The organism is Haloarcula rubripromontorii, assembly GCF_001280425.1.
GTDB classification, from domain to species: domain Archaea; phylum Halobacteriota; class Halobacteria; order Halobacteriales; family Haloarculaceae; genus Haloarcula; species Haloarcula rubripromontorii.
Window position 1 is genome coordinate 598745 of record NZ_LIUF01000001.1, and the last position, 26278, is coordinate 625022.

Genomic DNA, 26278 nt, shown 5'->3' on the forward strand with positions numbered 1-26278 from the left:
AACCCTTCATGTAAGCGAACAGAGCTGGTGGATGTGTCTGATCCCACCACAGAATCAGGTCTGATATCTGTAGCCGAGCGCTTATTTAAATAACACGGGTACACGTTTATATCAGCAAAACCACCGACGAGCGGACGAGAAGATCGGTACGACAAGCCGTTTCTGAGCAGATACGGCTATTCGATATTGCCCTCCTTCTTTCATTTCCATTACTCCTGTGGCTCGGATACAGCCTTCCACTAAGCGTCGGTGAATCGCTCGTTTTTAATTATAGAAACCCTACACTGCTCGCAGCGTTTACATCTACGTTCATTCATTTCGAGTTCGGACATCTGATTACGAACGTCGGGTTGTACGTCCTCGTAGTCCCACTACTGTATGTCCTAAGCGTCCTGAGCGGCCGTCAGCAGCAGTTCCGAGTGTTTGCCTTCACGACCTTCGTTGCGTGTCCTCCCGTTCTTTCGTATCTGAATCTCGCGATTGCCAGGTCGTCTGTAACATTCGGTGCCTCGGGAGTCGTCATGGTCTTTGTCGGCTACCTCCCACTGGCACTGAGTGAGTCCCTCGATACGAACTTCGATATCGGTCCAGTCAGCGTGTTCGCGCCAGCTTTATTCTTTGCAAGTTTGGGGTTTATCTCAGTGTTGAGCCTCCAGTCCGTGCTCCTTCAGAACCCGACAGTACTGCTGGGCACCGCCGGTCTGGTTTTAGCGACGGTGCTCAGTACAGTATTGTATGGCCTCTCAGTGTACGATCAGACCGACAATGCACGAACGAAGATTAAATCTGCAATGCGGGCAACCGGGTACACCGACCTGCTCTTACTCACTGTTTTGTTACTTTTCCTTATCCCAATTATCGCGTTCCCCGCTAGCCCACAGGTCGATAGCGGTGTGCTAAATCTGTATGAGCACTTCCTCGGCTACGCTTTGGGGTTCATGACTCCCTACATTGCCAGGACACAGTTACCGGGGCTATTCGTCTTTAGCTAAGACTCACACCTCGGTTGTGTAGCGGTAGCGAGCGTCTCTTGTAAGATCGGTCGTTGTTGGTGGATTTTCTGGGCATCTTCGATTAGCCGCTCCAACAACGGCGGTGGCGAGTAACCGAGGTACTCACCGAGTTCGTGAAGGATGAGCTGGGCGTGCGACCGGAAGGTCGCCGCCCAGCGTTCCGGCGGAAACACGATCTCATCGTCGGCCTGCTCAGTGACCAGATCCAACAACTCACGACTCACCAGCAGTGACAGCAACGCTGCGTACAGTAGAATCTTCACGACATCAGGGTTGTTCGTGTCGAATTCGTCCAGTTCGTACTGCGTCTTCAACTCACGGAACAACGTTTCTACTTCCCATCGACACCGATACAGCGTCGCTAGATCCGCCGGGAGAAACTCCTCTCTCGGTAGATTCGTGATGTATAGGTGGTAGTCGTCGGCGTCCTCGTTGCGGACGCCGACGACGCGAAATCGCTTCGTGTCCAGCGACCGGGTTCCCTCGTACTGGCCACGCTTGAACTCCGCTTCCACCTCTACGTCGATGTACTTCCGCGAGAGATCATCGACCACATCGTGGATCTGTTTGCCCTCCAAGGGAATGGCGCGGCCGCGCCATTCCCGTAATTCCGCCGTTATCACCGGATTTGCGTTCTGCTTCAGCCGACTCACGAAGTAGCCGTCGTTCTCGTCGATCAACGCAAAGCGGCGGTATTTGAAGTACGCTCGATCAAACAGAACCAGTCGTCCTTGCAGCCACGATCCTGTCTTGAATAGCGCGCTGTCGTGCGTTTTCTCATCAGTCACATCGATCCGTTCTATGGTCTGGTCGGTAGCGTTGTGGAGCAGGTGGAGCTTCGCTCCAGCCTGCTCCTCGTGGCGGGCTTGAAACTCATCAGAAAGAAACTCGTGCAACCGCAACACCGTTCCATCAGCGATCATCACGTCCCTGAACCGGTCGATATCAGCATCAACAGCATCAGGGACAGCGACTTCGTCGAGGCCGCGCTCGACGAGGTCGCGGAGATACTCTGCGAGTAACGGTGTCAACCGGTGATAGAAGCCGCCAGAAGAGATCGGTTCGTCAGCTGTAGCGTTGTAGCAGCGTCTAAACCCAGCGAGTGTTCGGCTCTCGCCTGCGGCGAAGCCGAACACGAGCGCCCACACGAGGACAGGAATCTGGAGCTTACCCTCTCGCTCGACCACGCCGAGTTCCTCGGCGTGCTCTTCGAGGAACTCAGAGGGAAACAGTGTAGTGAGCCGACGCATGATTCTCGATGAGGAGGCTCTGTTGGACACAGCTATCGCCTCCTCATTCCTCTCGAAAAGAAGCCTCGATAAGCCGCTGCTGTCACGCGGTTTCTCTCTTAGCTAAAGACGGATGCTACGCGAGTTACAGGCCGAGCGTGACGAGATAGAAGCGCGGATGGATAGCCACATGGGGGCGCTGAACTATGAGTGAGGAAGTCGGACTGGACGAGAGACTGGATGATTCAGAGGACGAACAGGGACAGAAGTGGCGAGAGGTGCGGCTTGAAGATGTATCTCGAAAGCGGTCGGAGAACGTTGACCCGCAGGAAGTGGACTTGGATATGCATGTTGGACTCGAACATATCGACCCCAACACGCCGTACCCGGAGTGGGAACCGGTTGGCGGCCTATCAAGCACTAAACGACGTTTCGAGGCCGGAGATATTCTGTTCGCAAAACTCCGGCCCAACCTTGAGAAATCCGCACAGCCCGATTTCGAGGGCGTTGCTTCGACTGACATATTCCCAATCGTCGCGGAAGAGGGTATCAACGCAAAGTACCTGCTGTACCGATTGAGTTCAAAACCAGCCTACGATTACGCCCGACGTACCTCGGCTGGTACCCGTATGCCACGTACCTCATGGAACCTCTTCAGTAACTTTGAGTTTGACCTTTCACCGCTTGAGGAACAACGCCGAATCGCCACCGTCCTTCACAACGTTGACCAAGCGATTCAGAAGACCAAGGGAATCATCGAACAAACAAAATCGGTGAGGGATGGACTAAGACAAAACGTGTTCTCTCAGGGTATCCGGCCTGATGGTAGATTCCGAAATTTAGATGGAAGCGAATTAAAAGAAACTCGGATTGGAAAAATCCCACCGAGTTGGCGTTTCCTCCGGCTTGATGAGGTTTGTTCAGATGTAGTTGATTGCTTAAATACCACGCCAGAATATTCCGATGATGGGATACGAGTGATTCTAACCTCAGAAATTGAGGAAGGGAGATACAATCCCGAAGAGTCGCCCTATGTCTCAGAGGAAGTGTATGAAGACCGGATTAGACGAATTGAGCCAAAACCGGACGACGTAGTTTTCACGCGTGAAGCACCAATCGGGGAAGCGTTCAAAATCCCTGAGGGAGAACGCTTGTGTCTCGGTCAACGTACAATGCAACTCCGTCCGGAAGCCGGAGTATTAAATTCGCACTATCTGTTAGAACTATTATACTCCGAGAAAATGCAGAGTTGGTATCGAAGAGTAGCAGTTGGTTCCACTACCAAACATATGCGTGTGGAAGATGTTGAGGGAATGAAAATCCCTGTTCCACCCATTGACGAGCAAGAGCAAATTGCCGCCTTGTTGGGTAGCTATCGTGAATATGTGGAAGCAAATATGGAACATTCTGCTCAACTCAAGCGATTGAAAGAAGGCCTCATGCAAGACCTGCTGTCGGGAACAGTCAGAACGGCCGACACGAATATCGAGGTACCGGAGGAAATCGCACAGCATGGCTGACCACCCATCCGAAGAGGGCGTAGAACACTCGCTTCTGTCGTGGCTCGATACCGTCGGGTGGGATACCTACGGAGAGGACGGCGACCGTGGGGCGAGCGCCCTCGACGCCGCGTATGACCGGCAGAGCCACGAAGTCGTCTACTGGGACCTGCTGGCCGAACAAGTCGTCGCGCTGAACAAGGACGTGACCGAGGAAAACGTCGAGAAATTCATCTCGTCCTTGAAACGTGACCTTGATTCCGAGAACCTGATGGACGGCAACCGCGCGTTCCACCAGTTGCTCACCAAAGGGAAGACCTTCACCGTCCGGCGCGACGACGGCGTGACGAAGACCGTCTACGTAGACCTGATTGACTACGAGAACCCCGAGAACAATGCCTTCCACGCCGTGAATCAGTTCTCGGTGTCGCGGGAGACGACCATCCGTCCGGACGTGAACCTGTTCGTCAACGGGATTCCGCTCGTGACGATGGAACTGAAGAGCCGGGCGCAGGACAACGACTGGCACGACGCCGTGAGCGACCTTCTGGCCTACGAAGACGACGTACCTCGACTGTTCGTCCCCGGCCTGTTCAACGTCGCCGCCGACACGATGGAACTCCGATACGGTGCGGTCGGCGCACCGCGCGAGTTCTACGAGCCGTGGAACGACGCCCCGGAGAAGTTCGAGGACGACAACGAAATGCGCCAAGCCGTGAAGGCGCTGTGCAATCCCGGCTCCCTTCTGGACCTGCTGAGGAACTTCGTCTTCTACGAGCGCCGCGCTGGCGGGGACGCGAAAATCGTCCCCCGGTACATGCAGTACTACGCCGTGAACGCGATTCTCGACCGCGTGGGGGAGGGCGAAGACAAGACCGGCCTTATCTGGCATACGCAGGGGTCGGGGAAGTCCTTCACCATGCTCTACGCCGCCGAGAACCTGCTATCCCGCGACATGGCCGACAATCCGCAGGTCTTCATTATCGTGGACACGGACAAACTGAACTCCCAAATGCGGGACCAACTGGCGAACCTCTCCCTCGAACGGTGGACCGAAGCCACGGGTATCGACCACCTCGAAGAACTCATAGAAGAGGGTCAGAGCGAACTCGTCCTTACGACCATTCAGAAGTTTCAGGACGTAGAGCCGGACACGCAGGGCAACGACGAGGTAATCGTCATGAGCGACGAGGCCCACCGGTTTATGGAAGCCGACCTTGGCAGTCGTCTCGACAACGCGCTTCCGGACTGCTACCACTTCGGTTTCACCGGCACCCCGGTCAGAGAAGGAGAGACACAGAAGGCCCGAAACACCTTCCGCGAGTTCTCGCCTGACGGCGAAGACTACCGAACCGGCGAACGGTACCTACACCAGTACACGGTCAAGGAAGGTATCGAGGACGGCCTGATTCTCCCGGTCTACTTCACGCTCCGGCACGAGATGGAATGGCAGATAGACGAGGCCGGGCTGGACGACGAGTTCGACCAAGAGTTTCGGGGCCTCACCAAAGACGAGAAGCGCGAGTTCATCCGCGAAGCGGTCAACACGACCACGCTCGCAGAAATCGAACCCCGCGTAGACAAGGCCGTCGAGGAAATCGACCAGCATTACGACGACCACGTTTCCCCGAACGGCTGGAAGGGGATGGTCGTCACACCGAGCCGCCGGTCAGCGGCCATGTACGGCCAGCGACTCACCGACCGTCGCGGCGAGGACGAAGTGGAAGTCCTCTACACCACGACGAACGACGACCCGGACCTGATTCAGCAGTTCCATACCGACCCTGACGAGCGCGACAGTATCATCAAGTCGTTCAAAGAAGACGAGGACCCGAAACTGCTGGTCGTCCACAACATGCTGTTGACGGGCTTCGACGCCCCGATTCTGAAGACCATCTACCTCGACCGGAACCTCAAGAACCACACGCTCATGCAGGCTATCGCCCGGACGAACCGACCCGCCGAGGGCAAGGAGAACGGCGAGATAGTGGACTTCCAAGGCGTCTTCGAGAACATCGACGAGGCGCTGGACTACGACGACGAGACGAAAGCCTACGCCGCCCGCGACAAGAGCGAACTCTTCGAGGACCTGAAAGACCAGTTGGAAACGGTCATGGAAATCTTCGAGGGGATACCGAAGAACGACACCCAAGAGGCGGCCTACGAGGCCGTAGAACGCGTCAGCACCCATCCCGAACGCCGCCAGTTCAAACAGGGCTTCCGACGGCTACAATCGCTCTACGAGTCCGTTGCGCCCGACAAGCGGCTCATAGAGAGCGGAATCGAAGACGACTACAAGTGGTTGAGTCGGGTCCACGTCGCGTTCAAGCGAACCACGTCCGGCGACGACGACCCCGAAGAGGACATGCAGGAGAAGACCCGCGAGATAATCAGCGAGAACGTCGAAATCGGGGAAATCAAGCGGGACTTCCCGACGTACAAACTCGGTGAGGAATACCTCGAAGACGTAGAGGGACTGGACAACCCCGGCGTGAAGGCCTCGCAAATTGCCCACGCGACCCGCGAACACTTGCACCCTCGGGAGAACCAGAACCCCCGCTACAAGCGTTTGAGCGAGCGCGTGACGGACATAGTGGAACGCTGGCAGGGAGACGAGATAGGCGACCCCGAAGCCGTTGAAGCCCTCAAGGCCGTCGAAGAGGAGATTCTGGAAGTGGAAGCCGAGGCCAACGAGAGAGGGATGGAAGCCGCCGAGTTCGCTATCTACACCCACCTGACCGAAGAGACAACTGAGACAATCGACTCCGAAGAACAGGCCGAAGCCGTGGCCGAGGAAATTGTCTCGCAGTTCCGCGACCGTGTGGACCGAGGATACCACGGCTGGAAGACGAACCAACAAACAATCGCTGAAATTGAGCGTATCCTGCTGGACGTGCTGGTCAAGCAGTACGACCTTGGACGCTTGATTCAGGACGACGACGATTTCGTAGACGCGATTCGGAACTACCTCATAGCGAACAATGGCTAAAGCACAACCCCGACAAATCGACCTGTTGGGGAATCCCATTGAGTACGAGGTACGCCGCAGTGCCGACGCCAATGAGCCGCGTATCGACGTGGACATTCATGGCGTAACGGTCGTCCTTCCCGAGTCCGAGGACGCTCGTCCATCGAGATTGCTGAAGGAGAACGCGGCGTGGGTCGTGGACCAGCAACGGAAGTACGACACCTACCGTGAGCAAGTCCCCGACCGGACCTTCGAGGCTGGCGAGTCCTTTCCATTCCTCGGCCAAGACCGAGAACTCGTCATAGAGCCACGCCGAAAGCACGAGGTAGACGAAGACTCGATTCGTCTCCGAAAGAGCGCCGTTGAACAGTCCTCGGTGAAGCGAGTTCTGGAAAACTTCTACCGGAGCCGGGCACGGGACCACCTCACCGAACGTATCGACTACTACGCCGGACGCATGGGCGTCGAGTACAAGAAACTCGAACTCCGGAACCAGCGAACCCGGTGGGGCAGTTGTTCGACCGGCGGGACGATTAGCCTGAACTGGCGGCTCATTCTGGCCCCGCCCAAGGTTGTCGATTATCTCGTTGTTCACGAACTCGCCCACCTGACCGAACAGCACCACGGCAGGGAGTTCTGGAAGTTGGTCGGGGAACACGTCCCTGACTACAAGGCAAAGGCCGAGTGGTTAGAACAGAACAGCGCGAGGCTGATTTTCAGTGAAGAAGACGTGTGATTACACACGAAGTGGATTCTGACCATACTTGACCAGTCGATTAGACCCGTCTACTTGCTCCCGAATCCAACCAATCATTGAAAGCCATCTCACACAGGGAACACAAGCCAAACGTGTACTCTTCAGAGTCAGCACAAGGGCTGTTCCGAGCGACGTGTGCATAGTTGATATAGGCATATCCGACAGCGGTGTCGAAGTCACGACCGCACCGCTCACACTTGCCATGTTTCTGATTTCGTTTCATTAGACTGTGGATAGTTACGAGCAATCGAGTTCAGTTTGGATAGTGTTGTCCGACATGTTCTCACCATGAAAGCGGGTCTTGAAGCGTTCTGCCGTCAATTGCGGGGTCGCCATTGGCCTTCACGTTGATTTCTCCCGAGGTGTTCATACGATGGCGGTAGACTGTATAGATTCCTTCCCACCTACACCTAATACGAACCCCCTCTCGCTCGGACTCGAACACAGTGGGGTCGGCCCTCACCAGTTCATATTTTCCACGACTTGACTCCTTCAGAATCCCGAACCGAAGGCAATCATTGATGAACTCGTTAAGAGATACGTCTATTTCCTTGTGGTATTCTGGATACACGGTCTGTTCTAACGGCAGGTGACCCGTTCTGCCTTCAATCAGGTACTTTTCTTCGTCGGACAACACACGCTGTCGGATTTTTCGTTTGATTTCCCACCGGGCTAACGGAACCAGTTCACGCCCTTGTGGCCCTTCTCTAATGAAAACTGATTCAAGGTCTAATTCCTCGTACTTGTCCCTCAAGTCATTGCAGACCGATTGCCGAACATTTCGTTCCATCGCATACTACAACTGGTTCAGCAGATACTTAACTCATTTCATGACAGCAATAATATGTGAATAGGGATAATGAGAGAGAAAACAGGCATATGGGCGCTATTAGGGCTATCAGATTAATACGCCATAATTAAACAAGTCTGATATTACGGGCATATTCTCGTTCTCAGTCCAACCCGTCGTCTGTTCAATTCGAGGGACGGCTTCGGGCTATCGCCGTCACCGAGACGAGTTTCCCCTGCCAGTACACCGCTTCCACAAGTACCTCGTCAGCACCGTCCGTCTCGTTGCTGATAGCCCTATCAGCGCACTCGTCACACCAGACTCGTCGGAGCGTCCATCCGCCACGCTCGTAGTAGGTCCCGTAGGCGACCGCCTTGTCGCCGGTCCTGATTCCCCTGTTGCACCGGTCGCAGATGTGGCCCACCTGTACGCCGTTCAGAGCCGCCGCCGGGGACGGTCGAGTCATTCGCCCTCACCCGGCAGGTCACGGCGACCAACGTTGTAGCAGTCGAAGCACGGGAAGTCGTGGTCGTCGCACCAGCACCCGTCTTCGTCGTCGTCCCCGGTGGTGAACGAGGCCAAAGTCACGCCGCCGTCGGTCGCGGCAACCTTCGGCGTCCCTTCGACGTGCTGACCGAGTTGGGCGTCTACCTCGTCGGCGTCAATCCATGCGGGGATAGCCCACTGACCGGTGGCGAACCGAACGCGCCGTTCATGCTTACAGAGTTCGCCGTCCTTGAGGTTGTACTGCTTGTCCGGACACGTACAGCGCCCTTCGAGGGCGTCCACACGGTACTCTGACCCGCTCTGCGTCGTCACCGAGTACATGTCGCCCCCGACCGGAAGGGTCGTCATGTACTCTGTCAAGGCGCGTACATCGCGCTGTTCGAGGTCGGTACTCTCATGCCTCTCGGCAGACGTAGTTTGCATTGGCTTTCACTCCCGAAAGCCACTGTCCGGCGTCCCAAGCGCCGGGCTTTCTCGTAGTGAGATTGCCCCGAAGAGACAGTGACTCCGTACTATAGAGTAGGTGCCGTGGGATTATAATTGTAGGGAATTATAACTCTATAGACAATGCGCGTGAAGAATCGGGGGTCACTCACATAGACGCACAGCGCCTCATAGCGAACATCAGAAACGACGGCCCAAACCACTCGGTCGGGCTTCGACCACGCTCACACACTACTCACGCCGCTCTCACGGCTCGCTGTCGGTGCTACTACCCTCGGAAGTCAGGGTAGAAGTGTTCTCTTTCCGGTTTAGGGGATGTACGGAGTCAGTTGTCGTCGTCGGGTTCGAGTTCAGCCGCGTCGAGTTGGCCGTCGAGATACTGTTTGCCTTCGTCAGTAAGGACGTACACTCCGTTGCCGAGAAAACGAACAAGTCCATGTGATTCTAACTTTTTGACACGTTGATGGATGTGAGAACGACCGAAGCGAACGTCTTCGTTTCTTGATATGGTAGTAGGGGTACCGGATTCGTTATCGCGTAGAAACTCAAGTATCCGCTCGTCCGCGATAGTCATCCAATCTGCGGATTTTCGCATTGCCGGAGAGTCGCGCTAATCGTCGTTACATACCACGAATGGTACACTACAAACAACTTAGCGTTGACTACAGTAACAATTATGTGCGCCCCATGTCACGTTAGTATCGAAATGCAACGACGCAAGTACCTCGCAACTATCGGAGCAACTGTTGGTGGCCTCGCCCTCGCGGGATGTACGGAAGACAGCGGTGACTCCGGTGGCGGAGACGCGAACGACAACAGCGGAGACAGCAGTAACGGCAACTCGGACAACAGTGGCGGCGACGGCAACGGTGGCGATAGTAACAGCGGAAACAGCGGAAACAGTAGTGGCAACGACCAGCCCGACGTGGAAATCCTGAACCACGAGTTCTACAGCGAGGAGTTCTCTTCGGGCGTTCGTGGCACCGCTGTCAACAATACCGACAGTGAAATCGGCTACGTCGAGGCGACCGCGACGTTCCTCGACTCGGAAGGTACGCAGATAGGCGAAGGACTCGATAACGTGAGCGACCTTGCTGGTGGGCGTGAGTGGGAGTTCGACTGTATGTTCACCGGGCAGGAAGAGAGCCGTATTGAAGAGTACGAAGTCGAAGTGACGACCGGGTTCTGACCGGCGACGTTCACAATACCAGTAGCCGGGGTCATGCAATCACCACTCTCGAATCAACGAATCAGACGTTGCCGAATGTTATTTACCGTTTCATTATCATTTGCCAACAAGACAGGTGTCCTGAAATGCCCGAAGGAAACTACGTAACGAACAAGACGGTTAGCAAGGTCGAAGACGAACTCCGAGCCGACGAAGAGGTACAGTACCTTGCCCGAGGGAACAAGGTCGAACAGAGTTACCGTGGGTCTACGGAGAAGTTGGGATACCTCCGAGGTCGTCCGTGGTTAGTTGTCACTGACCAGCGAGTGTTTCTGAAAATCCCGAAGGCAATGAGTAGCCATGTGGACTCGTTCGAGTATGATGAACTCGCTGGTGCCGACCTTGGAAACAGTGGCATGACTGGTACGCGGGTCAAGTTCCGCACCGTTCAGGGCAAGGACTACTCGTTCCGGGCAGACAAGCCCGAAGATACCGAGTTGGAAATGATGGTCGAGTTCATGCGGGAACAAGCGAGCGGTCAGCGGTCTACGGGAGCGGCTCCTTCGGGTTCTCACTCTGCGGACCTACACCAGACGGAATCCTGTATCGAGTGCGGCCAAGGTGTTTCAGAAGGAGTTAGCCGGTGTCCGAACTGTGGGTTCAACCCCGCCGCACACAACAAGTGGCGGGCGATTCACTCGGTGTTGGCTGGCTTTTCATTCATCACGATAGTCGGGATTCCGCTTGCAATATGGTTCTACCTCAAAGCAAAAAGCCATCGTAAGAAGGTGAAAGGAGGGGTCACCGGGTGAAGTGAAGATGAACACGGATTCGGGCGAGTGCTTATTTTGAAGGCTTTCGGTGTAGACGTATAACTGAATAGACCAAACCCGAGCAAATTCTACGATACCAGTTTGCGGCTACACAATTACGGGAACGGGAATGTCCGGAGTATTGCGGTTTCTTGCATTGAGGTTAATTACGTAACGAGTTGCATAAAACGTCAGAATAATTTAACTTCTTCCGCTCCCTCGGGAAGTCTGTATGATACCAGAGTACGCGAAGCCCGGTGATACCGTGGTGAACTGTCCCCGTGGGGGTTACGTTTGGCCTTACAGCGGGAGTCATCTGCGGGCCACTTGCCCGTCCTGCGGATACAAATGCGAAGTGACCGAGAATCAGAAAGGTATCGTCGTATCTCCCGAAGACGGGATTCTGGTTGACGTGGATAGATACGACCAGTCGGTGCGGAAGGCTCTTTCACTCGGCCTGAAGAGAAGCGACCGAGAGTACCGCAGTGGTATCGCAGAAGTGTTCCCCACGAAGGGTGGTGAGTTCTGTGAGTTTTGAAGCACAATGTCCGTTCTGCGGGACTGCGGTTGGCGAGTACGATTCAGAGTGTTGGAAGTGCGAGGCCACGCTATCGCCACCGAATAACGGGTAGGAAGAGGCCCATATACCAGTTCGACTAACTCCCACCAGCAGACGTGTGGAACGACCGCCCGCTTCGGAACTCGGTCAGTTCCTCGATACGGCTCTCAAGTTCTTCGATTTCCTCGCGGAGTTCGTCGGCTTCCTCGCCTTGGGTGGCCGCGAGTTGGTCTTTGAGGCCCTGTAGGCGCGTCTCCTTCTTGTCTTCGTCCACGTCGGCCTTCCGAACGTACTCGCTCTCTTCGACTTCGTACACGTCCGTCTCGGAGAGTTCGGTCACATCAAGTGCCTCGTCCACCTTGCTCGAATCGACAGTGGTCAGTCGTTCCCGTTCGATACCAGCGGCCTCGAAGGCGTTCAGCACCACCCCGTCGTCCTTGAGCGACCGGTTGCGACGACTCGTCCGTTGGACTGACCCGAACTGGCCGCTCACTGGTTGGTCATGATGTAATCGGTCGAGAAGGACACTTCGTACGTCTTGGCGCAGGTCGTTGGCGTTGCGCTGTACGTCCGATAGCAGGGTGTAGAGGTTGACGAGAGCGGGCGTCTCTACGTCTTCGAGCGTAGTCACGTCGTGGCGTTCGAGAGCGTCAATAAGCAACAGAGCGTCACTGTAGACGGCCACATCCGGCTCTTCTCGCTCTTCGTCGCCGTCGTCGGTGTCTCCTTGTGCTTCGACCAACGGCGAGCCTGTGGAAGTCTCCGACTCCGTTAGCGTCCCTTCGCGGTCGGCTATCTCGAAGCGCGGGTGCAAAGACAGCACGGTCGCGTAGGGTTCAGCGTCCGGTGGGAGTCGGTCTAACTCGAACTCGCCACGCGAGTCCTGAACCCGCTGAAACAACGTCTCGAACTGGTCGCGCTGTAGGGGTATCGTCTCGTCGTCGTCACGGTACTGAATCAAGACTCGCTGTTCCTGTACGTCGGTCACGCGAAACGCCTTGCGCGAGAGTGGGGTGACGAGAGTCGCGTCTGAAGGGAGTTCTTCGACGTTCTCAATGAGATTCTGCCACGTAGAGCCGAAGGTCATGCGAGCGGGTACGAACGAGCGGGATAAAACATTCAGGTGGGTAATTCCGCCTACCAGATTTGCTCTACGGCACTGTTCCGCGTTTCTGCGTCCGAGTGTAGGTACTTCATAGTCGTGTTCAGACTCTTGTGCCGTAGTTGCTCCTTCGCGTGGTGCGGGCCAACGTGGTTCGCCCAATACGTTGCCACCCCGTGCCGGATAGAGTACCACGAGATTTCCTTATGCTCGGGAATCGGAACATCACCGCTCTCGATTACCCGGTGAAGGAGCGCGTTGCACGACTTGGAACTGTACGGCGACGACTTCTGCGTTAGCCACAACTCGTCTCTGCCGTCGTACTTGTCCATCGACGCCCGTTCATCGAGCCAGCGTTTCAGGGCCTTCGCCGTTCGACCCTTGATAGCACAGTTCCAATGCGCTTCGTTCTTCGTAGCCTCGTCCTTGGGGATGTTCAGTTCGTTGTCTTCGAGGTTTACCCACGACACCTTCGCCCGCCCAACCTCGATAGGGCGTAGTCCGGTGTCGAGCGTGACTGCTATCATGGACGGGTACTTCCACGAGTTCGCTTCTTTGAACTCCGCCGGGCCGACCTTCTCCTTCGGGATTCCAAGCCGCTGTGCGACGAAGGACTTCAGTTGGCTACGCTCGTCGGGCGAGACGGAGTGGTAACTCTTTACCGACGAGTGGTCGAGCGCCGCTTGGTACAACGGCTCGAACGCACTCCGCCGAAGGTAGTCCCGTTCGTCACCGTTCGCCTGCGAGAGTTCCACGTCGAGTTCCCACTCGTAGTCCGTTCCCCGGACGTGGTTACTGAAGCGGAAGTACCGCTTAATGTCCTTGGCATGGTGCAGGACGGTCGAGTCAATCATCCCGTCCGACTGGTCGAGGACGCGAACGAACTTGTCCGCATGGTCGGGCGTGAACTGCGTGGTGTACTGGTTCTCGTACCGCCACAGCCACCGGAAGGCCGTTTCGAGTTTGTAGTGGGTGGATTCGAGCGTCGAGCGGGCAAGGCCCTCGTGCTTCTCGGGATTCTTCCCATAGGTGGCGAGCCACGACAGCAGTTCGTGTTTGAAGTCGCGGTAGTCGTCTACCATGTTCAGTCCAAACTCTTGCAAGTCGCCCTTCGAGCGCTCGCTGACCAGTGGGTACTCGAACTCGTAGTCCTCGGGCGCGGGTGGTATCTCTGCGGATACCGCGTCCCCACTACCGAGGTTGTCGAGCGGGTCAGCCCGGTTCATCGGTACCGCTCACCCCCCGAATCGCCGGACGGCACGGTTCCGTATCTTATAGTGTCCTGACAACAACGCGAATCGCAAGACGGCGACGGGGTGGACGTGTAGTGAAACGTAACGTTCCTGAGTTCCATTTGTTCTCTCCTAAGAAGGGCGTAAAATGGACGGAGAGACGCTGAAACGCCTGAAGCCTAGGCCGGAATTTGAATCCGGGGTCTCGTCCTTACCAAGGACGCGCTTTACCGCTAAGCTACCCAGGCACGCATCAATGTGTATCCGGCAATTGTCTAAAGTCGTTTCGATTCGGGACCGGTGTGTCGAATAGTATCAGTGGTCGGCGGCGGCCTCGGTCCCGTCGCCGGTTGGCTGTTCGGCCCCGGCTCGCGCACGGAGTGTGTCAGCGACCTCCTCAGCGAGCAGGTCGGCATTCGACGGGAGGCCGTCGACGGCCAGCTCAGTCGCGTACTCGCGAAGCGTCGGAGTGGGTCTGATGCCGGCAGCAGTGACGCCGGCGACGACGGCGAGTTCCAGAATGTCCGTTTCGAGCGCAGTGTCGAGGCTTTCGTCGTCGGTCGTCTGACGGACCGTCTGGTCGTGGCCGAACGAGCGGACGACAGTGACAGCGGCGTCGGCGGCCTCGGTTCTGGCGAGCAGGTAGAAGCCCCGTGAGACGAGGATATCCGCGATGAGGATGTCCAAGTCGGCGGTGTCGCGGTCGCCGTTGACCCAGGGGTCATCCCGGGCCAGTTGCCGAGTGAGCGAGAGCCCCTCGTAGATGAGCTGGACGCCGGCGGCTCGGTCAGCGACGCCGTCAGCCAGGTCGACCGGTGGGTCGCTGGTCGCGCCCGCGCTGACGAGCGTCAGGACGCCGGGCGCCAGCGACGCGTCGTCCAAGCGAGCGTCGATCCGCTCGTGAAGCCGGTCAGGCTCGACATCGTCGACTGCCGCCAACGCCGCTCGGCGAACTGCCGCCACTTCCTCCATTATGAGGGTCTAGCGACGGGAAGGGCAAAGACCTTTGGAAACCGCAGAGTCACAGCAGACATGGTACAGACCACGAGCAGCGATGGTGTCCGGACCCTGACGCTCGACCGGCCCGACCAGCGCAATGCGCTCACCAGCGCGGCGCTTCGTGACCTCGAAGCGGCGGTCGAGTCAGCGAGCGAACCGGTGCTGTATCTCCACGGCGCTGGCGAGGCGTTCTGTGCCGGCGCGGACCTGAACGAAGTAAAGGCGCTCTCCGCGTCGAGCGCCGAGACGTTCGCGGCGCTGGGCCAGCGGGTCGCCCGGACGCTCGAATCCTACGACGGGGCGGTCGTCGCCGGTATCGACGGCGCGGCACGGGGCGGCGGCGTCGAACTGGCGCTGGCCTGCGATATCCGTGTAGCGACACCCGATGCGACGCTGGCCGAGACAGGTGTCAAACTCGGCCTGTTCGGCGCGTGGGGTGGGACGGCGCGGCTCCCAGACATCGTCGGGACCGGCGACGCCCTAGACATCGCACTCTCCGGCCGAACGCTCGACGCAAAGACGGCGCTGCAGATGGGGCTGGTTTCGCGGCTCACTACGGAGCCACGGGCCGTCGCCGAGGAGTTGGCAGATGTCGACGCGGACGCGCTTCGGGTGCTGAAAACACGGATCCGAGACGACGCGGACACCGAGACACAGGAGCGCCGCGAGCAGCAGGCCTTCGCCGATCTCAACGCGAAGACGGAGTAGGAAAGGGTACAAGACGCCGCCTCGCGTACAGGTCGGCAATGGTCGACTGTGAGTATTGTTCAGAATCGTTCGACGGCGAGGACGCCTACCTCACCCACCTCGACGACGCTCACGACGGCGAATTGGGAGCTATCGATCGTCGGCGCGTCGAGGCACAGGCCGGCGGCGAGGACGGGACCGCCCTTCCGGTGGGCCCCATCGTTATCGGCGTCGTCGTGGTGTTCGCTATCGGACTCACAGTGTATGTGACTCAGCTAAGTGGCGGTGATGGCGGACGTGGCGCGGATCTAGTCGGGACCGCAGGCGCACAGCCGCTTTCGGCGGTCGAAGCCTCCGGAATCGAAGCGTCACCGCTCGACGAGGCCGGCGACAGCGACCGTCTGGCCGGCGTCGAGCAGTTCCCGGATCGGGGGGCCAACCACGTCGAAGAGGGGAGTGCCATCGACTACCAGCGGGTCCCGCCGCTCTCCGGGACACACTACGCGTCGACAGTGGATGCGGGCTTCTACGAGGCGACGCCGTTGCTTGGCTCGCTCGTCCACACGCTCGAACACGGCGCGGTCATCGTCTACTACGACCCCGACGAAATCTCGCCCGAAGCCAGAGCGAGCCTTCGAGAGTTGTCCAGCACACACACCGGTACTTGGCGGAGCGTCGTCGCCGTCCCGAATCCCAGCGACGACCCGCGGGCACCCTACGTCGTGACGGCGTGGCGGCACGAGCTGCTGCTTGACAGCTACGACGCCGAAACCGCCCACGCGTTCCTCTCTGAGTATCTGGGTCGCGGTCCGGAGAACCCGGTTCGCTAACGGCTGAAACGAGACACGACTCAGTACAGCGGGTCCGGACCCGGCGGCATCGCCCGCTTGTGGGCGCTCGAGGTGTGCATCTCACGGACAGTCTCAACGACATCGAGCGAGACACCAAGCCGGTCGGCTGTCGCGGCCGCCGGAACACCGCCGTCGATGTGCAGAGCGAGGATGGAGTCGAGCGTGTCGTAGTCCATCCCCATCTCGTCGGCGTCGGTTTGCCCGGCCCACATCTCGGCGCTAGCGGTCTTTTCGGCGAGGTCATCGGGGACGCCGACGTGTTTCGCAAGCTGCCGGACCTGCTGTTTGTACAGCGGCGCGATAGGATGGCAGTCGACCGCGCCGTCGCCGTATTTCGTGTAGTAGCCGACCAATGCCTCGCTCCGGTTTCCAGTCCCCAGTACCAGCGCCTGTTCGTGGTTGCCGACGAGATAGTTCAGCACCGCTCGACAGCGGACCCGGAGATTGCCGACGGCGAGCTGGTCGCCCTCAGCATCTGGATAGGCATCGAGGAACGCGTCGACCAGCGGGTTGATCTCGATGACGTCGTAGTCGATGCCGAGCAGGTCGTTGGCCACCCGCTCGGCGTCGCTCATATTGTCGGCACGATTGACCTCGCTGGGCATCACGAGCCCGTGAACGGCGTCACGGCCGAGCGCTTCGACGGCCAGATGCGAGACGAGCGTGCTATCGATGCCACCCGAGAGCCCCATCACGACGGTGTCGACACCGGCAGCGTCGACCTGCTCCTCGATGAACGACGTAATATGATCGCGATGCGCCTCCAATTCAGCCGCAGAGAACGTCAGGTTCAGCGGCTCATCGGCACGGACAATGGATTCGGCCGTTGCCATGGTCTCTAGTTGGACGGCCCGAACTAATACCCATCTATCGGCGTGATATTTTCGGACGCGCGTCCAGTCAAAACGCTACGTTCAAGTGCAGTCGCTGTTGACAGTTCGGTACGGAGTTCGCGGGTCCGCCCGACCTGCAATCTACCACAGCGCGCCGGTGGTGAGCGATTCCGCAGGAATCGCGAGCCTCGGCGCGAGTGCAACGAGCGCCGGTGGTCCAGTGGTAGGACATTGCCTTCCCAAGGCAATAGCCCGGGTTCAATTCCCGGCCGGCGCATTCTGCGACGAACGTGAGGAGCGAATGGGTACAGAGGGAATTGAATCACGCGAGGCGAACGGAGTGAGTCTCGCCATCGTGTTCAATTCCCGACCGGCGCACTCCCTTCTGTCGCTTGCCGCCCGATATCTGTGAACCACCGGTTTCGCTTACGCCTGTCCGCGTGTGTTGTTGCGAACACCCAGAGGCGAGAGGGGCAGTGACAAACCGATACACGGGCGGGATACGATTCCAGCATCGCTGGTCACACCGGTGTGATTCTAGGTACGTAGAGTGAATAGTTATATGAGAAAGATGTGTAACTAGTTAACATATGCCGCGACCATCCACTCGACCACACAATCCTCTCCGGGAATGTAAGCAATGCGGCGAGCCGGTAATCAAGACAGCCGACGCGGAGTTCGAGTGCGTGGAATGCGGATGGCGGCCAGCGGTGGACAGTCTGCTCTCGTAATCGGGATCGAGGATCTTCGGGGTGGTGTGCCGGTCACCGTTAGCTGTCGGTCAGGGCGCGGACTGAATGCGTTGTGACTACACCGTTGGTACTAACGGGAAGTGTAAGCCCGCGGACCGCGGGATACTTGTCGGGGCCGGGCATATCCAGTGCCAACAGATGGACGCGCCGCTGTGGACAGAAACACACGCCCCGGAGTTGTCGGATATCCGCCAGCCGAAGGCCCGCGAGCACCTGCAGGGGGCCATAGAGGAGCCGATGAATCTGCTGGTCCACGGCCCAAAAGGCAGCGGAAAGACGGCCGCTGTCCGGGCCTTTGCCCGGGAGGTCCACGAGAATCCCGACGCGGACTTCACCGAACTGAATATGGCTGACGTGTTCGACATGACAAAAAAGGAGGTCGCCAACGACCCGCGCTTCTCGTCGTTCATCGACAGCAAGCGCCGCCGAGAGTCCTCGAAGGCCGACCTCATCAACCACGTTCTCAAGGAGTCAGCCAGCTACTCGCCGGTGTCGGGCAGCTACAAGACCATCCTGCTCGACAACGCCGAGGGGATGCGCGAGGACTTCCAGCAGGCGCTACGCCGGGTGATGGAGCAGTACTACGAGGCGACGCAGTTCGTCATCGCGACGCGCCAGCCCTCGGCTGTTATCCCGCCGATCCGCTCGCGGTGTTTCCCGGTCGTGATGCGCGAGCCGACCCACGAGGAGACGGCGTCGGTGCTTGAGGACATCGTCACCGCGGAGGGCGTCGACCACGACGACGACGGCATCGAATACGTCGCCGGCTACGCGGAGGGCGACCTTCGGACGGCGGTGCTGGCCGCACAGACGACCGCCGAAGCCGAAGGTGAGGTGACGATGGACGCCGCCTTCGAGACGCTCAACGCCGTCGAAGCCGACGACCAGGTCGAGCAGATGATCGACGCGGCCGAAGAGGGGCGCTTTACCGACGCGCGGTCGACGCTGGACGACTTGCTCGTCGACGAGGGCTACGGCGCGTCCGACGTGCTTGACGACGTGCTAGACGTGGCCCGGTCGCGCTACTCCGGCGACCGCTTGGCCGAGATCCATACGATGGCCGGCGAGACAGATATGGCACTCGTCGACGCGGCAAACGAGCGAATCCACCTCTCGCATCTCCTCGCACAGCTTGGCGAGCAGTGAGGGAGGGCGTCCGGCCGCTATCGCTCCAGAAGCGCTGTACCGGACATAGCTGACCGCTGTAACGCGTTCCCGTCTCACCGCCGAACCGGGCCACGGCGCGGTGACACGGAATCGCGGACTGAGACGGCGTCAACCGCTTCGAAATCCTTTTACGCGCTTCGGCGGGTAGATACGGACAACGAACCATGGATATCGACATCATCGAAGAAGACGAGAATCCCATGTTGCACCGCACGGACGTCCGGTTCGAGGTCGTCCACGACGAAGCCACTCCCTCCCGTCTCTCTGTCCGCGACTCTCTTGCGGCCACGCTGAACAAGGACGCCGAGGAAGTCGTCATCCACAAGCTCGACACCAAGTTCGGCATGCGGAAGACGGTCGGCTACGCGAAGGTCTACGACAGCCCCGAGTACGCCCGCGACGTCGAGCAGGACCACATGCTCGAACGCAACAAGATCGTCGCCGACGGCGAAGAGGAAGCGGAGGAAGCATAGATGCCACACAACGAGTACTACAACGACGGCGAACTCGACCGCGAGACCTGTCCCCGGTGTGGCGACACCGTCCTCGCCGAGCACGAGGACCGCCAGCACTGCGGGAAGTGCGGCTACACCGAGTGGAAGTAAGGCCGCCCGATGCGTATTCTGGGTATCGAAGGTACCGCCTGGGCAGCCAGTGCTGCGGTGTTCGAGACGCCGGACCCAGCGCAGGTAACCGACGACGACCACGTTTTCATCGAGACTGACGCCTACGCGCCGGACAGCGGCGGCATCCATCCCCGGGAAGCGGCCGAACACATGGGCGAGGCCATCCCGACCGTCGTCGAGACGGCCATCGAACACGCACACGAGCGGGCGACCGCTGGCGGCACGGACGAGCGCGGAACCGACAGCGCTCCTATCGACGCCGTCGCCTTCGCCCGCGGCCCGGGTCTGGGACCCTGTCTGCGTATCGTCGCGACGGCGGCCAGAGCCGTCGCTCAACGCTTCGACGTGCCGCTGGTCGGCGTGAACCACATGGTCGCTCACCTCGAAGTGGGCCGCCATCGCTCGGGCTTCGATTCGCCGGTGTGTCTGAACGCCTCGGGCGCGAACGCCCACATTCTGGGGTACCGGAACGGCCGCTACCGCGTGCTGGGCGAGACGATGGACACCGGTGTCGGCAACGCTATCGACAAGTTCACGCGCCACATCGGCTGGTCCCACCCGGGCGGACCAAAGGTCGAACAGCACGCCCGTGACGGCGAGTACCACGAGCTACCCTACGTCGTCAAGGGGATGGACTTCTCCTTCTCGGGCATCATGAGCGCCGCCAAGCAGGCCGTCGACGGCGTCTCCGCGAGTGATGCGAGCGGAGGCTCGTCGGACGAGCACGGCGAATCCGACGGTGGCGTCCCGGTAGACGATGTCTGTCGCGGGATGGAAGAGACTATCTTCGCGATGCTGACGGAGGTCTCCGAGCGGGCGCTGTCGCTGACTGGCGCCGACGAACTGGTGCTTGGCGGTGGCGTCGGCCAGAACGACCGCCTCCAGCGGATGCTCGGCGAGATGTGTGAGCAACGCGGCGCAACGTTTTACGCCCCCGAAAATCGCTTCCTGCGGGACAACGCGGGGATGATAGCCATACTCGGCGCGAAGATGTACGCGGCCGGTGACACCATCGAAATAGAGGACTCACAGATAGACTCGAACTTCCGGCCCGACGAGGTGGCCGTCGCCTGGCGCGGGGCCGAAGAATCGGTGGACAGCTATCGGGCGGCGGACGACGAAGTTCAGGGTGCGGAGGCAACGGTCCGCTTCGAGGGCGACCGGGTCGTCAAGGAGCGGATCCCCCGGAGCTACCGCCACCCGCGACTCGACGAGCGCCTGCGGACCGAGCGCACCAGACAGGAGGCCCGGCTCACCAGCGAGGCGCGCCGGCACGGCGTCCCGACGCCGCTGGTCCGGGACGTGGACCCACACGAGGCCCGCATCGTCTTCCAGCGGGTGGGCGAGTCGGACCTCCGCGAGGGGCTGTCCGAGGCGCGGGCCGCGGACGTTGGCCGCTGGCTCGCCCGCATCCACGACGCCGGCTTCGTCCACGGCGACCCGACGACGCGGAACGTCCGGGTCGGCAGCCGGAGCGGGCAGGCGGACCGGACGTTCCTCATCGACTTCGGGCTGGGCTACTACACGCAGGAGGCTGAGGACCACGCGATGGACCTCCACGTGCTCGCCCAGTCGCTCGCCGGGACCGCGGACGACCCTGAGACGCAGCTGTCGGCCGCTGAGGACGCCTACCGGACCGAAAGCGACCACGCCGACGCGGTGTTCGCCAGTCTCGACGACATCGAGGGACGCGGGCGGTATCAGTAATACAAGAAGTATCTGAGGCGCTGAGTCACAGTCGGTCAAGCATACCGCGGTCGAAGACCGCGGTTTCACGCGAATCGCGAAGCGATTCGCGCCTTTTTCGCCCACGTTTTTCCGCGGGGGTTGAGCGCTCGCCGGTGGCGAGCGCGATGCCCCCGTCGAAAAAGGTGGTGGACAAATGGTTTAACCTCGGCCCAAGTAGAACACAGTATGGCAGAAAAACCCCAGTCGGGAACGTTGTTCGGCGTGCCGTACAACTTCGAACGACCGAGCCTCAAGCGGTTGGTGTCGGCCTATTGGAAGCCGGGCGATGACATGCTGGTCGAAAAGCCGTTCGGCATCGGCTACACGCTGAACCTGGCGAACTGGCGCTCGTGGGTCGTGCTCGCGGTCGCCGGCGTGATGCTGTACCTCGAGCGCGGCGGCAGCAGCGAGGAGTTCGAGTCCGAGAGCGAGGACGAACCGGTCGAAGTCGTCGTCGACTGACCGCTGTTTCGACGGGTCTTTTATCGCCGGTCGCCGTGTGCCGGTATGCTCAATTTTGTCACGACTAACCCCGGGAAAGTCCGGGAGGCGACCGAGTATCTCGACGACGATGTCCGGCAGTTCGACTTCGACTACCCGGAGGTTCAGGCCGACGACCTGCGAACGGTCGCGGCAGAGGGCGCGCGAGCGGCCTATCACGCAGCGGACGGGCCGGTCATCGTCGACGACGCGGGGCTGTTCATCGACGCCTTCGACGGGTTCCCCGGGCCGTACTCCTCTTACGTCGAGGATACCGTCGGCGTAGAGCGTGTCTGGCGTATGACCGAACCAGAGGACGACCGCGGCGCGGCGTTCAAGACGGTCATCGCCTACTGTGACGGCGAAGGCTTCGAGGCGACGCCGGACCCGGACGGCATCAACCGCGAGGGCCGGCGCGGACAGGACCTGGCAGCCGACGACCGCGGCGCAGCGACGACGGACGAGCAGGTTCACGACGGGAGCGCAAAGAGTAGCGAGACAGTGCCGGTAAAGCTGTTCGAGGGGCGTGTGAACGGCGAGATCGTCGCCCCGCGCGGCGAGGGTGGGTTCGGCTTCGATCCGATCTTCGAGCACGACGGGACGACCTTCGCGGAGATGAGCACCGAGCAGAAGAACGCCATTTCCCACCGCGGGCGGGCGCTGGCGAAGTTCGCGGAGTGGTACGGTGAGCGGTAGCGAACCGTCCGTCGAGGGATGTCCCATCCCTCGGAAGTTCCAGCGACGAGGGGCCGATGGCGCTGGAACCCGAAGCGACAGCGGTCGCGGAGTGGGACGGTGAGCGGTAGCGACGTGCCGGTCGTCGGGACCGGCGGCACCGCGTTGATAACCGGTGCGTCGGCGGGCATCGGCGAAGCGTTGGCGCGTGAGTTCGCCGCACGCGGCCACGACGTAGTGCTGGTCGCCCGGAGCGAGCGGAAACTGGAGCAGCTGGCCGAGGACCTCGAAACAAGGGGAGTCACAGCGACCCCTGTTGTGATCGATCTCGACCGCCCGGCGGCCGCCGAAACCCTGTACGAGGAGGTGACCGAGCGCGGTCTGGCCATCGATGTCCTCGTCAACAACGTCGGTGTTGGGACCTACGGTCCGTTCGCCGAAAGCGACCTCGACGCGGAGCGGACGCAGGTGCGCCTGAACGTCATGCTCCCGGTCGAACTGACCCGACTATTCGTCGATGGATTCGATGAGGGCGGCGCGGTTATCAACATGGGTTCAGTCGCCGGATTCCAGCCGGGGCCGAACCTCGCCGGCTACTACGCGAGCAAAGCGTACATCAACAGCTTCAGCGAAGCGCTCGCAGAGGAATTCCGGGAAACGCCGGTCGACGTGACGGTCGTCTGTCCCGGCCCGGTCGACACAGAGTTTCAGGAGCGAGCAGGGATGACGGACTCGACGGTCGGGTCGGTCGCCACGAACTCGCCCGAGGCGGTCGCAACGGCTACCTACGAAGGGGCCGCCGCTGGCGAGACTGTCGTCATTCCGCGGCGGTCGATGCGGCTTATCGACCGATTAGTGCGGGTGACACCGCGCTGGGTTGTCCGGCGCGTTGCAGCGCTGGTCAACCGGGACAGGTAGAGAATCAGTTCCGAGACTGCCGTTGATTCCGGTGTTCTTCTCGTCTCCTGTCTGATTTTCGTCCGCCGATTCCTTTTCAATCTCCGAGAATTGGACTCGAACCTTATTATACACTGTAAGAAAAAGGAGCGTATGCTCACAGCCCCCGTCGAACAGTATAAGTCGGTGATACGTGGATCACTCGATATTTTCGGTGTCTCCGGTTCAGTCGAGCGGAAGGTACTCGCAGCCGTCGGGCTGCAGTTTGCCGCGTCTGTCGCACTGGCAGTTGTCTCGCTTGTCGCCAGCGGGACCGTCCGGTTCATCGTCACGGGCGTGTTGCTGGCTGGCGCTATCGTCGCGTTCGCCAACACGGTGTTCATTACCCGCGAGGACTTCGTCGAACCCATCACAGCGATGGCCGCGGGTGCGGACCATATCGCGGCTGGCGAACTCGACGTGGAACTGCCCGAAAGCGAGCGCGACGACGAGGTCGCCGAACTGCTCTCGTCGTTTCGCTCGATGCAATCCTATCTGCTGACAGTGTCTGAACAGGCCGACGCGCTCTCCCGGCAGGAGTTCGACGCCGACGTTCTCGACGAGGACGTGCCCGGGACCTTCGGGCAGTCGCTGGAGAAGATGGCCGCCAGTATGGACGATTACACCACCGAACTCAAGACGATGACCAGCGACCTCGAACGGCGCTCTCAGGCGCTTAACGACCTCGTCGTCGCCTTCGGTGACGCCGCCGAACGGGCGAAAGACGGGGACCTGACGGCCACTATCGACGAGGACTTCGAAGCCGACGACGAGCAGTTTGACGCCGTTGTCGAGAACTACAACGACCTCGTGACGACGCTCGGAGGAACAGTGGCAACCGTCGCCGCGTTCGCGGAGGACGTCGACGAGACAAGCGATCACGTCACCCGAAGCATCGAAGAAATCGACGACGCGAGCGACGAGATTTCCCGGTCGATTCAGGAGATCTCGGCTGGAGCCAGCCAGCAGGCGTCGCGTCACGACGACGTCGCCTCGGAGATGAGCACGCTCTCTGCCACCGTCGAAGAGATTGCCGCGACAGCCGAAAACGCGGCTGACACCGCAGAGAAGGCGACACAGCGAGGGCGCGAGGGACGCGCGGACGCCGAGCAAGCTATCGACGAACTCGACGAGATGGAGGCCCGCATCGACGATATCGCTGTCGCAGTCGAAAGTCTGGTCGACCAGATCAGCGAGATTGACGACATCGTCGAGGTCATCACCGATATCGCCGAGCAGACGAACATGCTCGCGCTAAACGCCTCCATCGAGGCGGCCCGCTCGGACGCAAGCGGGGACGGGTTCGCCGTCGTCGCCGACGAGGTGAAGACACTCGCAGAAGAGACTCGCGACGCCGCAACGGACGTGTCGGACCGGATCCAGGCAGTCCAGCACGAGGCCAGCGAGACCGTCAGCGACGTGGAGGCGACGAACCAGCAGGTGACCGACAGCGCCGCGACAATCGAGTCAGCGCTCCGAGACTTCGAGGATATCGTCGACGTCCTCGGCGAGGTCAACGCCTCGATTCAGGAGATCTCGGGAGCCACCGCCGAGCAGGCAGAGACCACGCAGGAGGTCGTCGATATGGTCGACGAGGTCGCCAAAGTGAGCGAGCAGACAAACGAGGAGTCCGAGGCCGTTGCCGCCGCGACAGAGGAACAGACCGCGACGATTACCGAAGTGACCACTGAGGTACAGGAGATGGCAGCACAGACCGACGAATTACGTGAGGTGCTTGCGGAGTTCGACGTTGCAGAGGACGCAGCCGAGCCATCGAGGACCGTCGCTGCACCCACGGTAACGACGGCTGACGACTGATTACTCGCTATGTGCGTGGGTCCCGGTCTGGGCCCGGATACTCGCCGTTCTCGACGACGGGATACAGTGACTCCGGATCGAACAGGCGAGCGAAGGCATCCGGCGGTCTGATACTCAGGGACATATGACGGTTGAGCGACGCGCTGGTCCGGGCGCTACGCAGGTCGTTCGCATAGGAGAGGAGATGCTGTGCGCCGCCCCGGTAGGCCGAGGCCAGCGCGGGATGGTCGCTGGCCGGGTGGGCAACGGTATCACAGTCGGGTTCGATCCGCGCCCGCCAGTCGGCCGCCAGGGCGTCGTCGGCGAGGTCAGCGATGACGGCGGTCGCGTCGTCTAATAGGTGGTCGCTCGCCACGAGCGTGACCCACGAGTGGCGGCGGACGTGGTCTAGGGCGGCACGAGCGTCGCCGTCCGGTCCACACAGCAGGTCGGCGGCGAGAACATCAGCATCAGCGACGATACGCGCTGGCGACGGCTCATGCATCGTCCTTGTCCTCCGTGCGGTGCGTTTCGAGGGCCGCACAGACAGCGTCGACCGTGGTCTGGTGGTCTGTCGCACGTTCAAACAGCGTCGCCCATGTCATAGGAGAAAGCAGTGGTCGAACGATGAAAAACCCGTTCCGTCTGTCGTCTGTCGGCCGCCTGT

At 59.9% G+C, this 26278-nt stretch carries 26 protein-coding genes and 2 tRNA genes; 18 read left to right on the forward strand and 10 right to left on the reverse strand.

From position 1 onward, the window contains the following. Nucleotides 1-521 precede the first annotated feature (521 nt). Nucleotides 522-992, forward strand: a complete 471-nt coding sequence (locus AMS69_RS20480; protein WP_202904509.1) for a hypothetical protein — start codon at nt 522-524, stop codon at nt 990-992. Here AMS69_RS20480 and AMS69_RS03075 read toward each other — a convergent pair. Continuing rightward, on the reverse strand, nt 989-2263 hold the full coding sequence (locus AMS69_RS03075; RefSeq protein WP_053966624.1) for an IS4-like element ISHma1 family transposase: 1275 nt from the start codon (nt 2261-2263) through the stop codon (nt 989-991). The genes AMS69_RS20480 and AMS69_RS03075 overlap by 4 nt on opposite strands. A 185-nt stretch (nt 2264-2448) precedes the next feature. Here AMS69_RS03075 and AMS69_RS03080 point away from each other — a divergent pair, with 185 nt between their 5' ends. Genes AMS69_RS03080 through AMS69_RS03090 form a run of 3 tightly spaced genes read left to right on the forward strand, consistent with a single transcriptional unit; the run spans nt 2449 to nt 7445 of the window. Then, complete coding sequence (locus tag AMS69_RS03080) at nt 2449-3762, forward strand: restriction endonuclease subunit S (RefSeq protein WP_053966625.1); 1314 nt, start codon at nt 2449-2451, stop codon at nt 3760-3762. Next, the gene (locus tag AMS69_RS03085; RefSeq protein ID WP_053966626.1) at nt 3755-6730 is read left to right on the forward strand and encodes a type I restriction endonuclease subunit R; all 2976 of its coding nucleotides are present in this window, start codon (nt 3755-3757) and stop codon (nt 6728-6730) included. The genes AMS69_RS03080 and AMS69_RS03085 overlap by 8 nt, the downstream gene beginning before the upstream one ends. Then, the gene (locus AMS69_RS03090; RefSeq protein WP_053966627.1) at nt 6723-7445 is read left to right on the forward strand and encodes a M48 family metallopeptidase; all 723 of its coding nucleotides are present in this window, start codon (nt 6723-6725) and stop codon (nt 7443-7445) included. The genes AMS69_RS03085 and AMS69_RS03090 overlap by 8 nt, the downstream gene beginning before the upstream one ends. A 304-nt stretch (nt 7446-7749) precedes the next feature. Here AMS69_RS03090 and AMS69_RS03095 read toward each other — a convergent pair whose 3' ends face one another. The 3 genes from AMS69_RS03095 to AMS69_RS03105 all read right to left on the reverse strand — a co-directional run bounded on the left by AMS69_RS03095 (nt 7750) and on the right by AMS69_RS03105 (nt 9186). Then, nucleotides 7750-8100: a hypothetical protein gene (locus tag AMS69_RS03095; protein ID WP_162230982.1), complete on the reverse strand. Its 351-nt coding sequence runs from the start codon at nt 8098-8100 to the stop codon at nt 7750-7752. 340 nt (nt 8101-8440) lie between these two features. Next, the gene (locus tag AMS69_RS03100) at nt 8441-8722 is read right to left on the reverse strand and encodes a hypothetical protein (protein ID WP_053966629.1); all 282 of its coding nucleotides are present in this window, start codon (nt 8720-8722) and stop codon (nt 8441-8443) included. After that, entirely contained in the window at nt 8719-9186 is a 468-nt protein-coding gene (locus AMS69_RS03105; protein WP_053966630.1) for a hypothetical protein, read from the reverse strand. The genes AMS69_RS03100 and AMS69_RS03105 overlap by 4 nt, the downstream gene beginning before the upstream one ends. 727 nt (nt 9187-9913) lie before the next feature. Here AMS69_RS03105 and AMS69_RS03115 point away from each other — a divergent pair. From AMS69_RS03115 to AMS69_RS20085, 3 genes are all read left to right on the forward strand, one after another. Continuing rightward, nucleotides 9914-10396, forward strand: a complete 483-nt coding sequence (locus AMS69_RS03115; RefSeq protein ID WP_053966632.1) for an FxLYD domain-containing protein — start codon at nt 9914-9916, stop codon at nt 10394-10396. A 125-nt stretch (nt 10397-10521) separates the two neighbouring features. Next, nucleotides 10522-11187: a PH domain-containing protein gene (locus AMS69_RS03120; RefSeq protein WP_053966633.1), complete on the forward strand. Its 666-nt coding sequence runs from the start codon at nt 10522-10524 to the stop codon at nt 11185-11187. Nucleotides 11188-11419: 232 nt separating this feature from the next. Continuing rightward, a complete protein-coding gene (locus AMS69_RS20085) occupies nt 11420-11725 on the forward strand; it encodes a hypothetical protein (protein ID WP_155119934.1) in 306 nt (101 codons plus the stop codon). A gap of 118 nt (nt 11726-11843) precedes the next feature. Here AMS69_RS20085 and AMS69_RS03130 read toward each other — a convergent pair whose 3' ends face one another. From AMS69_RS03130 to AMS69_RS03145, 4 genes are all read right to left on the reverse strand, one after another. Beyond that, on the reverse strand, nt 11844-12833 hold the full coding sequence (locus AMS69_RS03130) for a hypothetical protein (protein WP_053966635.1): 990 nt from the start codon (nt 12831-12833) through the stop codon (nt 11844-11846). 50 nt (nt 12834-12883) lie between these two features. Beyond that, entirely contained in the window at nt 12884-14074 is a 1191-nt protein-coding gene (locus AMS69_RS03135) for a tyrosine-type recombinase/integrase (RefSeq protein ID WP_053966636.1), read from the reverse strand. A gap of 182 nt (nt 14075-14256) precedes the next feature. Next, nucleotides 14257-14328: transfer RNA gene (locus AMS69_RS03140), tRNA-Thr, on the reverse strand. Between the two features lie 67 nt (nt 14329-14395). Further along, nucleotides 14396-15052, reverse strand: a complete 657-nt coding sequence (locus AMS69_RS03145; RefSeq protein WP_053966637.1) for a DUF7114 family protein — start codon at nt 15050-15052, stop codon at nt 14396-14398. Between the two features lie 60 nt (nt 15053-15112). On the opposite strand from AMS69_RS03145, the gene AMS69_RS03150 reads away from it, so the two are divergent. Beyond that, nucleotides 15113-15787 (forward strand): enoyl-CoA hydratase/isomerase family protein, encoded by a 675-nt coding sequence (locus tag AMS69_RS03150; RefSeq protein ID WP_053966638.1) that lies wholly within the window; start codon nt 15113-15115, stop codon nt 15785-15787. Between the two features lie 38 nt (nt 15788-15825). Beyond that, complete coding sequence (locus AMS69_RS03155; RefSeq protein ID WP_053966639.1) at nt 15826-16596, forward strand: DUF3105 domain-containing protein; 771 nt, start codon at nt 15826-15828, stop codon at nt 16594-16596. Nucleotides 16597-16616: 20 nt separating this feature from the next. Here the strand turns inward: AMS69_RS03155 and AMS69_RS03160 are convergent, their stop codons facing one another. Further along, nucleotides 16617-17450 carry an NAD+ synthase gene (locus AMS69_RS03160; protein WP_053966640.1) on the reverse strand — a complete coding sequence of 278 codons (834 nt, stop codon included), beginning with the start codon at nt 17448-17450 and terminating at the stop codon, nt 16617-16619. A gap of 206 nt (nt 17451-17656) precedes the next feature. Between AMS69_RS03160 and AMS69_RS03165 the strand changes: the two genes are divergently transcribed. The 9 genes from AMS69_RS03165 to AMS69_RS03205 all read left to right on the forward strand — a co-directional run bounded on the left by AMS69_RS03165 (nt 17657) and on the right by AMS69_RS03205 (nt 25632). After that, nucleotides 17657-17727: transfer RNA gene (locus AMS69_RS03165), tRNA-Gly, on the forward strand. A 613-nt stretch (nt 17728-18340) separates the two neighbouring features. Then, entirely contained in the window at nt 18341-19348 is a 1008-nt protein-coding gene (locus tag AMS69_RS03170) for an AAA family ATPase (RefSeq protein WP_053966641.1), read from the forward strand. Nucleotides 19349-19533: 185 nt separating this feature from the next. Then, nucleotides 19534-19842 (forward strand): 30S ribosomal protein S24e, encoded by a 309-nt coding sequence (locus tag AMS69_RS03175; RefSeq protein WP_053966642.1) that lies wholly within the window; start codon nt 19534-19536, stop codon nt 19840-19842. Beyond that, nucleotides 19843-19974: a 30S ribosomal protein S27ae gene (locus AMS69_RS03180; RefSeq protein ID WP_053966643.1), complete on the forward strand. Its 132-nt coding sequence runs from the start codon at nt 19843-19845 to the stop codon at nt 19972-19974. Nucleotides 19975-19983: 9 nt separating this feature from the next. Further along, nucleotides 19984-21702, forward strand: a complete 1719-nt coding sequence (locus tag AMS69_RS03185) for a bifunctional N(6)-L-threonylcarbamoyladenine synthase/serine/threonine protein kinase (protein ID WP_053966644.1) — start codon at nt 19984-19986, stop codon at nt 21700-21702. Between the two features lie 207 nt (nt 21703-21909). Next, nucleotides 21910-22185 carry a DUF5808 domain-containing protein gene (locus AMS69_RS03190; RefSeq protein ID WP_004590574.1) on the forward strand — a complete coding sequence of 92 codons (276 nt, stop codon included), beginning with the start codon at nt 21910-21912 and terminating at the stop codon, nt 22183-22185. Nucleotides 22186-22230: 45 nt separating this feature from the next. Further along, the gene (locus tag AMS69_RS03195) at nt 22231-22899 is read left to right on the forward strand and encodes a non-canonical purine NTP pyrophosphatase (protein ID WP_053966645.1); all 669 of its coding nucleotides are present in this window, start codon (nt 22231-22233) and stop codon (nt 22897-22899) included. Between the two features lie 99 nt (nt 22900-22998). Then, nucleotides 22999-23796, forward strand: a complete 798-nt coding sequence (locus AMS69_RS03200) for an SDR family NAD(P)-dependent oxidoreductase (RefSeq protein WP_053966646.1) — start codon at nt 22999-23001, stop codon at nt 23794-23796. Nucleotides 23797-23928: 132 nt separating this feature from the next. Beyond that, complete coding sequence (locus tag AMS69_RS03205; protein ID WP_053966647.1) at nt 23929-25632, forward strand: methyl-accepting chemotaxis protein; 1704 nt, start codon at nt 23929-23931, stop codon at nt 25630-25632. A gap of 7 nt (nt 25633-25639) precedes the next feature. On the opposite strand, the gene AMS69_RS03210 is transcribed toward AMS69_RS03205, so the two are convergent. Further along, nucleotides 25640-26116 carry a DUF7384 family protein gene (locus AMS69_RS03210; protein WP_053966648.1) on the reverse strand — a complete coding sequence of 159 codons (477 nt, stop codon included), beginning with the start codon at nt 26114-26116 and terminating at the stop codon, nt 25640-25642. Nucleotides 26117-26278 lie beyond the last annotated feature (162 nt).

Coding starts and splice junctions, on each gene's coding strand:
- AMS69_RS03150 (WP_053966638.1), top strand. CDS start 15,113: ATGGTACAGACCACGAGCAGCGATGGTGTCCGGACCCTGACGCTCGAC.
- AMS69_RS03210 (WP_053966648.1), bottom strand. CDS start 26,116: ATGCATGAGCCGTCGCCAGCGCGTATCGTCGCTGATGCTGATGTTCTC.
- AMS69_RS20085 (WP_155119934.1), top strand. CDS start 11,420: ATGATACCAGAGTACGCGAAGCCCGGTGATACCGTGGTGAACTGTCCC.
- AMS69_RS20480 (WP_202904509.1), top strand. CDS start 522: ATGGTCTTTGTCGGCTACCTCCCACTGGCACTGAGTGAGTCCCTCGAT.
- AMS69_RS03175 (WP_053966642.1), top strand. CDS start 19,534: ATGGATATCGACATCATCGAAGAAGACGAGAATCCCATGTTGCACCGC.
- AMS69_RS03145 (WP_053966637.1), bottom strand. CDS start 15,052: ATGGAGGAAGTGGCGGCAGTTCGCCGAGCGGCGTTGGCGGCAGTCGAC.
- AMS69_RS03130 (WP_053966635.1), bottom strand. CDS start 12,833: ATGACCTTCGGCTCTACGTGGCAGAATCTCATTGAGAACGTCGAAGAA.
- AMS69_RS03160 (WP_053966640.1), bottom strand. CDS start 17,450: ATGGCAACGGCCGAATCCATTGTCCGTGCCGATGAGCCGCTGAACCTG.
- AMS69_RS03155 (WP_053966639.1), top strand. CDS start 15,826: ATGGTCGACTGTGAGTATTGTTCAGAATCGTTCGACGGCGAGGACGCC.
- AMS69_RS03205 (WP_053966647.1), top strand. CDS start 23,929: ATGCTCACAGCCCCCGTCGAACAGTATAAGTCGGTGATACGTGGATCA.
- AMS69_RS03190 (WP_004590574.1), top strand. CDS start 21,910: ATGGCAGAAAAACCCCAGTCGGGAACGTTGTTCGGCGTGCCGTACAAC.
- AMS69_RS03100 (WP_053966629.1), bottom strand. CDS start 8,722: ATGACTCGACCGTCCCCGGCGGCGGCTCTGAACGGCGTACAGGTGGGC.
- AMS69_RS03075 (WP_053966624.1), bottom strand. CDS start 2,263: ATGCGTCGGCTCACTACACTGTTTCCCTCTGAGTTCCTCGAAGAGCAC.
- AMS69_RS03185 (WP_053966644.1), top strand. CDS start 19,984: ATGCGTATTCTGGGTATCGAAGGTACCGCCTGGGCAGCCAGTGCTGCG.
- AMS69_RS03090 (WP_053966627.1), top strand. CDS start 6,723: ATGGCTAAAGCACAACCCCGACAAATCGACCTGTTGGGGAATCCCATT.
- AMS69_RS03115 (WP_053966632.1), top strand. CDS start 9,914: ATGCAACGACGCAAGTACCTCGCAACTATCGGAGCAACTGTTGGTGGC.
- AMS69_RS03180 (WP_053966643.1), top strand. CDS start 19,843: ATGCCACACAACGAGTACTACAACGACGGCGAACTCGACCGCGAGACC.
- AMS69_RS03120 (WP_053966633.1), top strand. CDS start 10,522: ATGCCCGAAGGAAACTACGTAACGAACAAGACGGTTAGCAAGGTCGAA.
- AMS69_RS03170 (WP_053966641.1), top strand. CDS start 18,341: ATGGACGCGCCGCTGTGGACAGAAACACACGCCCCGGAGTTGTCGGAT.
- AMS69_RS03080 (WP_053966625.1), top strand. CDS start 2,449: ATGAGTGAGGAAGTCGGACTGGACGAGAGACTGGATGATTCAGAGGAC.
- AMS69_RS03135 (WP_053966636.1), bottom strand. CDS start 14,074: ATGAACCGGGCTGACCCGCTCGACAACCTCGGTAGTGGGGACGCGGTA.
- AMS69_RS03195 (WP_053966645.1), top strand. CDS start 22,231: ATGCTCAATTTTGTCACGACTAACCCCGGGAAAGTCCGGGAGGCGACC.
- AMS69_RS03085 (WP_053966626.1), top strand. CDS start 3,755: ATGGCTGACCACCCATCCGAAGAGGGCGTAGAACACTCGCTTCTGTCG.
- AMS69_RS03105 (WP_053966630.1), bottom strand. CDS start 9,186: ATGCAAACTACGTCTGCCGAGAGGCATGAGAGTACCGACCTCGAACAG.